The 13,472-nt window shown below is 44.5% G+C and carries 8 protein-coding genes; 5 read left to right on the top strand and 3 right to left on the bottom strand.

Going from position 1 to position 13,472, the window contains the following annotated elements:
- The first annotated feature begins 1 nt into the window (after position 1).
- Together AB4133_RS14225 and AB4133_RS14220 are read left to right on the top strand one after the other, a co-directional pair.
- Positions 2-3,154: an efflux RND transporter permease subunit gene (locus AB4133_RS14225; RefSeq protein ID WP_372224833.1), complete on the top strand. Its 3,153-nt coding sequence runs from the start codon at positions 2-4 to the stop codon at positions 3,152-3,154.
- A gap of 334 nt (positions 3,155-3,488) precedes the next feature.
- Positions 3,489-4,175: a MaoC family dehydratase gene (locus AB4133_RS14220; protein ID WP_017059493.1), complete on the top strand. Its 687-nt coding sequence runs from the start codon at positions 3,489-3,491 to the stop codon at positions 4,173-4,175.
- A gap of 91 nt (positions 4,176-4,266) precedes the next feature.
- Here the strand turns inward: AB4133_RS14220 and AB4133_RS14215 are convergent, their stop codons facing one another.
- On the bottom strand, positions 4,267-5,082 hold the full coding sequence (locus AB4133_RS14215; RefSeq protein WP_017068410.1) for a phosphate ABC transporter substrate-binding protein: 816 nt from the start codon (positions 5,080-5,082) through the stop codon (positions 4,267-4,269).
- Positions 5,083-5,346: 264 nt separating this feature from the next.
- On the opposite strand from AB4133_RS14215, the gene AB4133_RS14210 reads away from it, so the two are divergent.
- Positions 5,347-5,709, top strand: a complete 363-nt coding sequence (locus AB4133_RS14210; RefSeq protein WP_017059495.1) for a DUF3024 domain-containing protein — start codon at positions 5,347-5,349, stop codon at positions 5,707-5,709.
- A 184-nt stretch (positions 5,710-5,893) separates the two neighbouring features.
- On the opposite strand, the gene AB4133_RS14205 is transcribed toward AB4133_RS14210, so the two are convergent.
- Positions 5,894-6,724, bottom strand: a complete 831-nt coding sequence (locus AB4133_RS14205) for an AraC family transcriptional regulator (RefSeq protein WP_017064362.1) — start codon at positions 6,722-6,724, stop codon at positions 5,894-5,896.
- A 203-nt stretch (positions 6,725-6,927) separates the two neighbouring features.
- Positions 6,928-8,934, bottom strand: coding sequence for an exoribonuclease II (gene rnb / locus AB4133_RS14200; RefSeq protein WP_372224831.1), 2,007 nt, complete (start codon positions 8,932-8,934; stop codon positions 6,928-6,930).
- Between the two features lie 309 nt (positions 8,935-9,243).
- Here rnb and AB4133_RS14195 point away from each other — a divergent pair, with 309 nt between their 5' ends.
- Together AB4133_RS14195 and AB4133_RS14190 are read left to right on the top strand one after the other, a co-directional pair.
- The gene (locus AB4133_RS14195) at positions 9,244-11,313 is read left to right on the top strand and encodes a DEAD/DEAH box helicase (protein WP_080582207.1); all 2,070 of its coding nucleotides are present in this window, start codon (positions 9,244-9,246) and stop codon (positions 11,311-11,313) included.
- 730 nt (positions 11,314-12,043) lie between these two features.
- Positions 12,044-13,237, top strand: coding sequence for an acetate/propionate family kinase (locus AB4133_RS14190; RefSeq protein ID WP_372055964.1), 1,194 nt, complete (start codon positions 12,044-12,046; stop codon positions 13,235-13,237).
- The last annotated feature ends 235 nt before the right edge of the window (positions 13,238-13,472 follow it).

Here is a 13,472-nt window from a genome sequence, read left to right as displayed (position 1 = left end):
TATGTTAAGTCGTTTCTTTATTCAAAGGCCTAAGTTCGCCCTTGTTATATCCATAATCTTAACGCTGGCGGGTGCGATTTCTCTCGCTATCTTGCCAGTGGCTGAATATCCAAAAATTAGTCCACCGTCGGTCAGTGTGTCGGCATTCTACACGGGCGCAAGTGCTGAAGTGGTGGAACAGGCGATAGCCGACCCCATAGAAACGTCGGTTAACGGCGTTGAAGATATGATCTACATGTCTTCTAAAAGCGCTAACGATGGTTCATACAACCTTAATGTGACCTTTGATGTTGGTACTGACCCAGATATGGCTCAGGTCAACGTTCAGAACCGAGTTGCTCAAATCGAATCGAAGCTTCCGCAAGAAGTTCGAATGGTGGGTGTCACCGTTAAAAAGCGTTCACCAGACCTTTTGATGGTATTGAACTTCTATTCGCCAAACGGTGAGTACGACGATCAATTCTTGATCAACTACATTAACCTAAACATTAAAGACCAACTGGCTCGTGTGAAGGGCATCAGTGAAGTTAACGTGTTGGGTGGTGGTGAATACGCGATGCGTGTTTGGTTAGATCCTGAGAAAATGGCTAACCTCAATATCACCACTTCAGACGTGAATCGCGCGTTGGCAGAGCAGAACGTTCAAGTTGCTGCAGGCCGTATTGGTGCTGCACCTTATAACAACGCACAAGAAGTGCAGTTCAACTTGGTAACAAAAGGCCGATTAGAAACAGCTGATGAGTTTGAAAATGTTGTTCTTCGTGCAACTCAAGACGGTTCAACGGTTTACTTAAAAGACATTGCACGTGTTGAGCTTGGTAAAAAGTTCTACGACGGTAATGGTAAATACCGTGGTCAAGATGCGTCGATCGTAACGCTGTCACTTCAATCAGACGCTAACGCGCTGGAAAGTGGCAAAGCTGTGATGGCGATGCTGGAAAACTTAAGCAAGAACTTCCCAGAAGGCGTGGCGTATGAAGCAAGTTACGACACTACACTGTTTGTTGCTGAGTCGATCAAAGGGGTAGTAAAGACCTTAATCGAAGCCATCTTGCTGGTTATTGCGGTAACGTACCTGTTCTTGGGTAGTGCGCGTGCAACCTTGATTCCTGTAGTTGCGATTCCGGTATCTTTGATTGGTACGTTTGCCATCATGCAGATGACGGGTTTCACCATCAACACGGTAACCCTGTTTGGTTTGATACTAGCGATTGGTATCGTAGTAGATGATGCGATCTTGGTTATCGAGAACGTTGATACCACAATGGCTAAAGACCCAACCATTTCACCGCGTAAAGCCACGCTTATTGCGATGAAAGAAGTAACGGGGCCGATCATTACGTCGACCTTGGTTCTACTTGCGGTATTCATCCCTGTTGCAATGCTTCCTGGTATTACTGGCATCATGTACCGTCAGTTCGCTCTGACTATCTGTATCGCGGTTGTTATCTCTTCAATTAACGCATTAACGCTATCACCTGCATTGTGTTCACTGGTTCTTAAGCAGGGTGGTGGTAACACGGCGCGTTGGTACCAAGCATTTAACCGTGGTCTAGAGTCTGTTACTAACAAATACGGTCAAGTGGCTGGCTTCTTAGTTAAGAAAGGCGTTCTGCTGTTCACTTTCTTCTTTGTGGCTTTGGCGGCTGTGACTTATTTTGCGAAGACAACGTCTACGGCGTTTGTACCTCAAGAAGATAAAGGCATTTTGCTGGTTAACGTTCAGCTTCCTGACGCGGCATCCTTGTCTCGAACCGAAGAAGTGACTAAGCAGCTGCTTGAAATGGTTGAACAAGAGCCGGGTGTTGATGGCGTAACACTGGTTAACGGCTACGCATTTATGACGGGCGCTTCTGCGTCGAATGGTGCGTCAATGTTCATCAAGCTTCACGATTGGGACATCCGTAATGCACTGGATGGTCAACACTCTGCTCAGGCTATCTCACAGCGTATTAATGGTCGTGCTGCGACTGAACTTCCTCAAGCTGTCGTGTTTGCGATGGGGCCTCCTGCAGTTCCGGGCATGGGGGCCGCGTCTGGTTTCGAGTTTGTACTTGAAGATACGCTAGGCCGAAGCCGTACTGATCTTGCTATGGTGATGAATGACGTGATAGCTGAGGCGAGCAAACAGCCTGAGATTTCACACACATTCAGTACTTTCCGTGCGAACGTACCTCACTACTATGTCGATATTGACCGTGAGAAAGCGCAGCAATTAGGTATTCCGTTGTCGGAAATTTTCCAAACACTACAAGGTAACCTTGGTTCGTTGTACGTGAACGACTTCACCATGTTTGGTAAGAACTTCCGCGTAACCATGCAAGCTGACAGTGAACACCGTAGCAGCATGGACGACCTACAACGATTCCACGTTCGTTCGTCTAATGGCGAGATGATCCCGTTAAGCACATTGGTGACTTACGATCAGATCTTCGAACCAGATGTAGCATGGCGTTACAACATGTACCGCAGTGCCGTGATTCAAGGTCAACCTGCAGAAGGTTACTCAAGTGGTGATGCGATTGCGGCAATGGAACGCGTAGCTGCAGAAGTATTGCCTCAGGGGTATCAGTACGAATGGACAGGCATGGCTTACCAAGAAGTACTAGCAGGTAACCAAGCGATCTTTGCTTTCGCACTGGCTCTGATCTTCATCTACCTGTTTATGGTGGCTCAATACGAGAGTTGGACAATTCCGATTGCGATTATCCTCGTGGTACCTGTCGCAACCTTAGGCTCCTTCTTGGCATTGAATCTAACGGGCACTCCGCTGAACCTTTATGCACAAATAGGTTTGGTTCTCTTGATAGCCTTGGCCGCGAAGAACGCAATCTTGATTGTGGAATTCGCAAAGGTAGAGCGTGAAGAGAAAGACGCACCGATTGAAGATGCAGCGGTGAAGGGCGGTACACTGCGTTTCCGTGCTGTGAACATGACGTCTTGGTCGTTCATCTTAGGTATCTTCCCGCTTATCTTCGCTGCGGGCGCAGGTCACGTGAGTCAGAACTCTCTGGGTATTTCACTGATCGGCGGCCTGTTATGTGTATTACTGGCGGGTACGTTCCTAATCCCTGGCTTCTACGCATTCGTGCAACGTAAGCGTGAGAAAGCACACGGTGGTAATACCAAGCTGGTTCCGCTTGATGACGAATAGAGGATTGAGTGTCTTGTAAGATTCGTCTCTTACAAGACCAACCCTCGGAAAACTAATTCCTTGTAAAAACTAAGGTTTAGCATTGCGCTAAGCCTTTTTTTATTCCACTTATGAATAAAAACGCCTTTTATATAAACAAATGTTTGTCATGTGATAGAGCTAACACTCTAATTTGGGTTTTGTAATAAAATGATGTTTTATTGGTAAGTATATGTTTAATATGATTTTAACAAGGTTCAGCTAACGGTTGTATGCTCGAAAACATTTGCACAATAGTGTGAAGTGTTTCAAAATTACGAAGTTATATTGAAATTTTTTGTGCATTGAGGTTCTTATGAAAGTCATTGATTTATTTAAACACCGAGGCGATAGCATGTCTTCGCAACACTCAGAGTTTATGCAATGGATGTCTCCAGCTCTTAGAGATTACTGGGGCGACTTTCTTAATCGTACGCAAAATAGCCATTTCTTTGCGTGGGTTCGTGATCACCACAAACCTGCTGTCAATGAAGATGCACCAGAGATGCCGGTGGAACAGCCGATCGTACTTAAGCCAGAAGCACAACTTGTGTTTGATGAGCTTAATCAACAGATCGGTGAAGTCATCCATACTGGCGACTGGATCAATGTAAGTCAAGACCGTATTAACCAGTTCGGCCTTGTTACTGAAGATATGCAGTGGATTCACACTGAGCCTGAAAAAGCGGAAACAGACTCTCCGTTCAAAACAACCATCGCACATGGTTTTTTAACTTTATCTCTGCTTCCTCGATTGACTGACAGTGTTGACCCTGACAAGTCTCAATTCCCAACAGCGAAGATGGTCGTAAACATTGGTCTTAACCAAGTACGTTTCCCATACCCTGTTAAATCGGGCAGTAATGTTCGTGCTAAAAGTACGCTAACAAAAGTAACGCCAATTAAGAAAGGCCTAGAGATTGAACGCGAAATTCGCGTCGAAATCGAAGGTATTCGTCGTCCTGGCGCTGTGATCGTTTCAGTGATTCAACTTCACTTCTAAGTGGTTTGTAAAGAAGCGATTTATAAAGATTCAAAAAAAGAGAGAGCATAGTGCTCTCTCTTTTTGTTTACATTAGATAAAACTATCCCACTTATTTAATGCGAGTGTAGCCGTACTCTTCGATAAGTTCTTGCCCTTGCTTTGACTTCACGAACTTGATGAAGTCTTTGCTCTCGTCAGAAACTGAGTCTGTCTTGTGCAGCAACAAGAATGGGCGAGCCAATTCATAGCTGTGGTTAGCAATGTTCTTAGATGTTGGCTCTACGCCTTCAAATGTAATTGCTTTAATCGAACGGTCGATTGAACCAACAGAGATAAAACCAATCGCGTGTGGGTTATGGTTAACAATCGTTTTAACCATGCTGTTGCTGTTTACAACCAAGTTATTTGGGTTGATGTCAGACACTAGACGGTCATTAATGATCTTCGTTAAACCAAGCAAGCTTTCGAAGCTATAGCGTGAGCCAGAAGATGCTTCGCGAGTGACAACTGCGATAGGCTGATCTGCGCCACCCACAGCTTTCCAGTTCGTGATTTTGCCTTTGTAGATATCGAATAGCTGCTCACGTGTAACGTTGCTTACAGCGTTTGAGCGGTTAGTTACTACAGCTAGGCCGTCAAAGGCAATTGGAAATACCTTCAACTTCTCGTCTTGTTCGCGGTCGGTTAAATAACGCGAGCTCATACCGATGTCAGAGACACCTTTATTAACCATGGTAATACCTGCTGTAGAACCAATGCCCTGAACCGCAATATAGTTATCAGGGTGAGTCTTGTTGTACTCCTCAGCTAATACATCCATCACTCGTGATACTGAAGTGGAGCCCGAAATAGTGGTTTCTTGTGCTAAAGCAGCATGAGAAGACAGGGCTAAGGATAAAAGAGAGGCAAGCGCGACTCGTAACATAAACAACTCCTAGTTAATAACATTTGTCGCATATGATAGGTCGGTTATATGACACTTTTGTGAAATTCCATACTCTCGATGTATAGCTGTTCGCTTGATGAGTCGTAGCTTTCTGGGTTTCCGAAAGCAAGATTCGTTTCTGGGAGCAGGGCAGGTATTTTGATTACGCTTGTTCGCTAAAATGTTTGTTGAGTCCTAAGCTAAGTAGAGGAATTCACTACTTAGAAGTTTCTATGAAGTTTCTATGAAGTTACAAGGGGTGTTATGTCCGTCATTCATATCGAGCTGAATCGTCTTTTAATTGGGGCCGAGAGGCTCTGTACATCTCGAAATCGAAGTTTACCTGTCGAGCTAGGCAAATCCCTATATGAAGAGTGTGAGGGTGGTGTGCTGTTTTCTCAGGCGCATTATCTACTCGACTCATCTCACAGTGATTATACAAACGAGATCGTCTGCGTGACTTTTGATGAGTCGCTGTCTTGTTGGTTAGTGATGGTGCCGCTTGAAGGGGATGTCGAAACCGACTCTGTGAATTGGGGGCCGTATCCGTACCTTCCTAAATCGAAGGATCTTGATGCTATTTTGGCGGAAATAGAAAAAGACCCTAAATCGTACTTCTGGTCATAGTCACTCTGTTTTCACGTTTGCTGGTGGCCTGCTCGCAAAGCTGAATCAATGAGTATCAAAACTCAACCACTGAATCCCAAAGCCAAATCATCTCATCCCACACCCAAGTGGCTTAATATTGAAGCCACTTGGTTTACACCAGTTCCCAACTAAGACGTCCACATCAATCTATCGCTTTGTTTCTTTAAACTTGCGGCTTTACGCTCTGCAGTTGTGCTTGTGCCACTAGCGATCGGAAGTCTTTTGGTGTTTTTCCGTGATACGTTTTAAAGGCCGTGCTGAAGTGAGCGGCACTTTTAAAGCCTGACTCATACGCGATTTGAGTGATCGACTTATCCGATGTTCTTAGCTGAGTGGCTGCATGAGCAATACGTTTTATCTTTAATAAGTTTGAGAACGACAGATCTTCAGCCGATAAGCGACGTTTAAGTGTAGCCGGTGACATTCCCATGTAACTGGCGAGCGTATCCAAAGAGATATTGTTTTCAATGTTTTGCTCGATGTAATGAATGACTCTTTGGGTCACGGTTAACCTTGAAGCTCGAGCAATAATAGCCAATAGAGCTGGGTACTGTTCCACCATCAAAGACAGTAAACTTAAGCCTAATTGAGTGAGTGCGTAGTCATTCTGAGAAGAAGAGTTGGCCAGTGACATGATGAGATCTTTCAACTGACAGAGCTCAGTATCCGTTTGATTGAACTTAATGTACTTGTCTGGGATTCGAGCGGACTCTAAATCGCTGAACTGATTAATGAACTTTTGAAAGATAGCCAAATCAAAATCTAAGCAGGTTGCGCTGAATTCGCCATTTTCAGTGTTAACCGTGATGTCTTTAATCTGACCAGAATTGTAAAGGGTGAAATCTCCCGCTTGCAACGAGGCTTGAGTACCATTGGGCAACACAAAAGAAATGCTGCCTTTCGACACTATAAAGATACCGTTTTTAGAGGCAGGATAACGTTCTCGTCTCCTGGGAATGAAGTTTCTGAACTGAGTAACTGTGATTGATGACATAGTGAGCTTCTTTGACGTTGTAAATTGATTGCTTATTGATTGTTTTTTTTAAGTATTGTTTAAGCATGAGACATTTACAAAAAAGGCGCTAATAATTAGCGCCTTTAGAAGTGAACCTTTGAAGCTTTTGACCTTGATAGCTTTGACCTTGATAGCTTTGACCTTGAAAGCCGAAACCTTGAAAGCTGTAGCTGTTAACGCCTTTAAGCTTCGGTTTCGTTTGTCGTTTCAGGCTCGCTAGGCAAGTCCGCAAATACTTGAGTAGGTTTTGCTACTAAGTTACGGTTTTCCTGATTAACTTCAGAGAGAACTACTTCTAAAACGTCTCCCAGTTTGTATACCATTTCTTTATCGATAGATACAGTACCCATATCACCGTTGCACTCTATTCTTTCTTTATTATTAAGAATGAGAGATCCAGGGATAAATGCAGCAGCACCATTTTCAAGTAAACGTACACGCATACCTGCACGGTTAATATCGAAAATCTCAGCTTGGAAACGAGTTTCTTCTGCTGGAGCATTGGCTAGAGTGCGAGCATACAACCAATCGCCAACATTACGCTCAGCCATGCCGTGGTGACGGCGGTGCAGGGCAAGTTCATCACCGATAGTTTCATCTGGTGTTTGAATTGGCGCTTTACCTAAGATGTGTGCTTTAAGCATACGGTGGTTAATCATGTCGCCATATTTACGAATTGGAGAAGTCCAAGTTGCGTAAATATCTAATCCCATCGCGTAGTGCGGTGCAGGCTCATTGCTGATCTCGCTATACGCTTGGAATTTACGAATACGGTTGTCGTAGTAGCTGTTATCTAAAGAACCTAACCAACGACGTAGAGTAGCAAAACCTTCTAGAGAAATGATTTGCTCTTCAGTGAACGGCGTTTCCGCTTGCGGGTTTACCAGTTCAAGAACGTCGGAGATTTTCTCAGCCTTGAAACCAGAATGGCAGTTAAACACACCTTGGTTGAAGCTCTCTTTTAGTACTCGGCCCGCACAGATGTTCGCGCTGATCATTGATTCTTCAACCAGCTTGTTTGCGCTACGACGCATGTCAGCGTGGATAGCGACAACATCGTTATCTTCGCTCAGTTCAAAGCGGTAGTCAGGGCGATCTGGGAACACAACAGCGTTTGCTGAGCGCCATGCTGAACGTGCTTGAGCAAATTGGTGAAGATCAGAAACAATTGCAGCAATCTCTTCTGATGGTTGCCATTTCTCTGATGCACCTGTTTCTAGCCAGTCTGATACGTTGTCGTAAGCAAGACGAGCATGAGATTTGATGTTTGCAGCGAAGAAGTTAATGTCATCAACGATAACGCCACCTTTAGATACCGTTACTGTGCAGCAAAGTGCAGGACGAACTTCGTTCTCGATCAGTGAACATAGGTTGTCAGCAAGATCACGAGGCAACATTGGGATGTTGCGACCAGGAAGGTAGATAGTGAAACCGCGCTCGCGTGCCACTTTATCCATCGCATCATCTGGAGAGATGTAAGCCGTTGGATCAGCAATTGCGATAGTCAGTTCAAAATCACCGTTCTCTTTCTTCTTCGCGTAAAGCGCGTCATCCATATCTTTTGTGCTTTCGCCATCGATAGTCACAAAAGGGACGTGCGTCATGTCTACACGTTCAAGATCGGCGTCATCGTTGATTAGCCAGTTGTCGATGCCTTCAGGCTCGCTGTTTGGTAGATCGTTTTGTGCCAGCGTTACCCACCAAGGTGCAATCTTGTCGTCAGCGTCTGTGATTTTCTCAGAGATCTGAGCCAAGAAACCATTGTCACCTTTTAATGGGTGTTGAACGATATGAGCAACAACCCAGTCACCTTCTTTAAGCGTTTCAGGGTTTAGACCCTTCATTGCTTTCGCTTTAAGTTGCAGTTTTTTGAGCTGCGGGTGATCAGGAACAACGTTCAATCGGCCTTTGAAAAGCTTAACTCGTGCAATAAAGCGAGTAAGACCTTGTTCAACCAATTCCTCAGGCTCTGCTACTTCGCGCTCTTTCTCTGTGCGAATGATGGCAATCACCTTGTCACCGTGCACACATTTCTTCATGTACGGAGGCGGGATAAAGAAGCTTGTTTTGCTATCAACTTCGAGAAAACCAAAACCTTTTTCAGTGGCTTTGATGGTACCTTCCTTTTTAGGGAGGGTTTCTTGGATTTGCTGCTTGAGCTGAGCGAGTAGAGGATTATCTTGAAACATTTTGACTTTTATCTATCGAGGACAATTGAGCACACTATAATCATTGCGAGGCTTGATTACTACTTAAAGGCGAAGTGAGCGTTAATTAATTGCCCTCTTATTTAACTAGGTCAATTTGCTAGGAGATGGGTGCTGTGACGAGATATTCATCAAGTTTTGACGATATGATAACCAGTATTGATGTAAAAGCGAAAAATATGTGATGTATTTCAATTTTTTCTGGATTTTTTTATGCATTTAGGGAATAATCCGCCTCCCTTAGACGTCCCTAATGGCTTGAAGTGTTTTATTACTGCTTCGTAACTCTGAATGGAATCAGTATCTGATTGGATCAGTATTGGAATTGATAGAGCTCCCGGGACCTTTTGTTTACTTATATATAGTGGGATCCCAATGTCCGAATCTGTAATTCAATTTAATGAATTAGCCCTAAACGATAACATTCTTTCAGCTCTTGATAGCATGGGTTTCGTTTCTCCGACTCCAATCCAAGCAGCAGCTATTCCTCTTCTTCTTGAAGGCCGTGACGCACTAGGTAAAGCACAGACTGGTACTGGTAAAACAGCAGCATTCTCTCTGCCTTTACTTAACAAAATCAACCTGAACCAACACAAACCACAAGCAATCATCATGGCTCCTACTCGTGAGCTAGCGATTCAAGTTGCTGCGGAAATCAAAAACCTTGGCCGTGATATCAAAGGTCTTAAAGTTATTGAAATCTACGGTGGTGCTTCAATTGTTGACCAAATGCGTGCTCTAAGCCGCGGTGCTCACATTGTTGTTGGTACTCCAGGTCGTGTTAAAGACTTACTAACTCGTGACCGTCTACACCTAGATGAAGCACACACATTTGTTCTTGATGAAGCAGATGAAATGCTGAAAATGGGCTTCGTAGATGACGTTACTTGGATCCTAGAGCAAGCTCCAGAATCTGCACAACGTGTACTTTTCTCTGCAACTATGCCTCCAATGGTTAAGACTATTGTTGACCGTTACCTACGTAACCCGGCTAAAGTTGACGTTGCTGGTACTAACCACACAGTTGATAAAGTAGCGCAGAACTTCTGGGTTGTTAAAGGCGTAGAAAAAGACGAAGCAATGTCTCGTCTTCTAGAAACCGAAGAAACTGACGCGTCAATCGTATTCGTACGTACTCGTCAAGACACTGAGCGTCTAGCTGATTGGCTATCTGCACGTGGCTTCAAAGCTGCTGCACTGCACGGTGATATTCCTCAGTCTCTACGTGAGCGTACTGTTGATCACATCAAACAAGGTGTTATCGACATCCTAGTTGCAACTGACGTTGTAGCTCGTGGTCTTGATGTTCCACGTATCACTCACGTATTCAACTACGACATCCCATTCGATGTTGAATCTTACATCCACCGTATTGGTCGTACTGGCCGTGCTGGACGTAAAGGTAAAGCGATCCTACTAGTTCGCACTAACCAAATTCGCATGCTTCGCACAATCGAGCGCGTAACTAAGTCTCAAATGGAAGAAATTCAACTTCCTCTACGTGACCAAGTTGCTGCTGCACGTGTTGCTAAGCTTGGCGCTGAACTTGAAACTGAGAAAGAAAGCAAAGCACTAGAAAACTTTGCAGGTCTTATCTCTACTCTTCAAGAGTCTCTAGAAGTTGATGCTGCTACTCTAGCTGCAATGCTTCTTAAGCGTCAGCAAGGTAAGAGCCCACTATTCTACGTTGGCGAAGACCCAATGATCGCTGCTATTGAGCGTGATAAGAACCGTCGCAAAGAGCGTCGTGAAGATCGTGACAACGGCCGTGACGGTGGTGGTCGCAACTTCAATACTCAAGATTGGGATACTTACCAACTACAAGTTGGCCGTGAGCAAGGCGTTCAGGTTAAAGACATCGTTGGCGCACTAGCAAACGAACTTGGCCTAACTAAAGGTTCTATCGGTGCTATCAAGCTAGACCAAGGTTCTACTTACGTTCAACTGCCAAAAGCAATGAACTCTGAAACTGCTGGTAAGCTAAGCAAACTTCGCATTCGTCAAAAAGAAGCTGGCGCTGTAGTTGTTGATTTCAATGACTTCCGTGAGCCTCGTCGTGGCGGCGGCGGTCGTGATGGCAACCGTGGTGGCAACCGTGGCGGTCGTGATGGTGGCGGCTACCGTGGTAACCGTGAAGGCGGCAACCGCGAAGGTGGTAACCGTGAAGGCGGTCGTGGTGGATACCGTGGTAACCGTGATGGTGCTCGCGATGGTAACTCTGCTGGCGGACGTGATGGCGAACGTCGTTTCGACCGTAACCGTGGTGGCGATCACCGTGGTAACTTCCGTGGCGAACGTGGCCATGGTAACGGCAATGGCGGTGGTAACCGTGGTCGTCGTCCAGAGCGCAACGAAGGTTAATCAACCTGTCGCTTAGACGCTTTAGGTCTAGACACTGAATTTAAAAGCCGAGCGTAATGCTCGGCTTTTTTGTGCCTGCTATTTGAACTTAAGCTTTGGTTGGCTCGATATTCGTAGCTAACTTACTTTAATCAAGCTTCGTTCCTGTAACTATGCTTCGTCCATGAAACTAAGCATCGCGCCTAGAACGAATGTTAGTGCCAAAACTTAGCTGTATCGCGTTCTAAGCCTATACCAAAACATTCTAAAACAAAGAGTGAAGGCTATCTAAGCGTCGTTACAGTGCATCTATTCGTAGAGTTGTGCTCGAAGGCAATCAAAATAAGATCAGATCACTATTCTCAACTTCAGTGAGCTTTTTGATGCAAACACTGAGCAATTGAGAAATCGAGCAAAAAGTTATCGGTAATGATAAGCAGACGAAAGGGAAGGGTGGTTGTTTTTTAAGCGGATCACCTGCATTTGTTCGAGTCGCTTTAATTAACTGAATCAAGTTAAAAATAACGTGAGCACTCGTTTGCGTCACCTGTTCATTAATTTTCTTATTCAACTATTTTTTAATTTCGCTCTCGAAATAAATAATTTAATGACCAAGATCAACTTAATTGTGTTCATTTAGTGATTTTTTCAAAACAAAAGTTGAAAGATTCAAAAATTATTGAATAATGGACTTAACTAAAATTGAAGTAAACACTTCATCCAATTCGTACTGAAACAGGATCCATATCCAATGTCTAATTCGTTTGTTCTGGTTATTAACTCGGGTAGTTCATCCCTAAAATTTGCTGTAATCGATTCTGTTTCTGGTGAAGCAGTATTAAGTGGCCTAGGGGAGTGTTTTGGTCTTGAAGATGCTCGTATGAGCTGGAAATATCAAGGCGAGAAAACTGAAATTGCCATTCAAGGCGAAGATAACCACCACAAAATTGCCATTGGCAAATTGGTTGGCCTGATGGAAGATCTAGGCTTCACTGCTGATATCGTGGCTATCGGTCACCGTATCGTTCACGGTGGTGAGAAGTTCACTCAAACCGTTCGTATTACTGAAGAAGTAACGAACGAAATTGAAAGCCTATCTGACCTAGCTCCACTTCATAACCCTGCAGGTGCTGTCGGCATTCGTGCTGCGATTGAAGCTTTCCCTTCTCTACCTCAATTTGCTGTATTTGATACGGCTTTCCACCAAACAATGCCACAACGTGCATTCACTGGTGCAATCGCAAAAGAGCTATACACAGACTTCGGCGTACGTCGTTACGGTTTCCACGGTACGAGCCACTACTTCGTTAGCCGTGAAGCTGCGAAGATGGTTAACAAGCCTATCGAAAAATCTAGCTTTATCTCTGTTCACCTAGGTAATGGCGCATCTGTATGTGCAATCAAAGACGGTAACAGTGTTGATACTTCAATGGGCTTCACACCACTTTCTGGCCTAATGATGGGCACACGTTGTGGTGACCTAGACCCAGGCATCATCGAATACCTACTTAAGAAAGGCTGGTCACAAGAGCAAGTATTTAACTCTCTAAACAAGGAGTCTGGCTTCCTTGGCGTGTCTGGTCTTACGAGCGATGCTCGTGGCATCTTAGAAGCAATGGAAGAGGGCCATGAAGGCGCTAAGCTTGCGTTTGAGGTGTTTACTTACCGCGTATCAAAATACATTGCTTCTTACCTTGCAACGCTAGATTCTTTAGACGGCATCATCTTCACTGGTGGTATCGGTGAGAACTCTCTACCAATTCGTCGTGAAATCCTAAACAACCTTAAGATTCTAGGTTTCGTTGAAGATGTAGCAGGTAACGAATCTGCTCGCTTTGGTGCTGAAGGCATCATCGGTAAGTCTGAAATGCTAAACGCATTAGCAATGGTTATCCCAACCAATGAAGAATTCGTGATTGCTCAACAGTCGGTAGAACTACTGTAATTTACTTTAAAAACAGATGGTTAAAAGCGAGCTTAGTGCTCGCTTTTTTTGTGCTCATATGTTGGATAGACCATCGCAAAGCACGCGAATGCCGAGCACTCATCGCTCCCTACATTGACTGCTGCAATTCACTTTTTAGCTCCAAACTAGTGAGGTTAGTGTTGGCTTGTTTATGCCCAGACTTTTCTAAGCGCGATCATTGCTTGCCCCATTTCATATATGGAATCCACGTATT

This window comes from Vibrio sp. 10N.286.52.F8, assembly GCF_041468745.1.
In the GTDB taxonomy this organism is placed as follows: Bacteria; Pseudomonadota; Gammaproteobacteria; order Enterobacterales; family Vibrionaceae; genus Vibrio; species Vibrio crassostreae_C.
The sequence above is the reverse complement of the archived record's forward strand: the minus strand, read 5'-3'. Positions and strand labels throughout refer to the sequence as shown.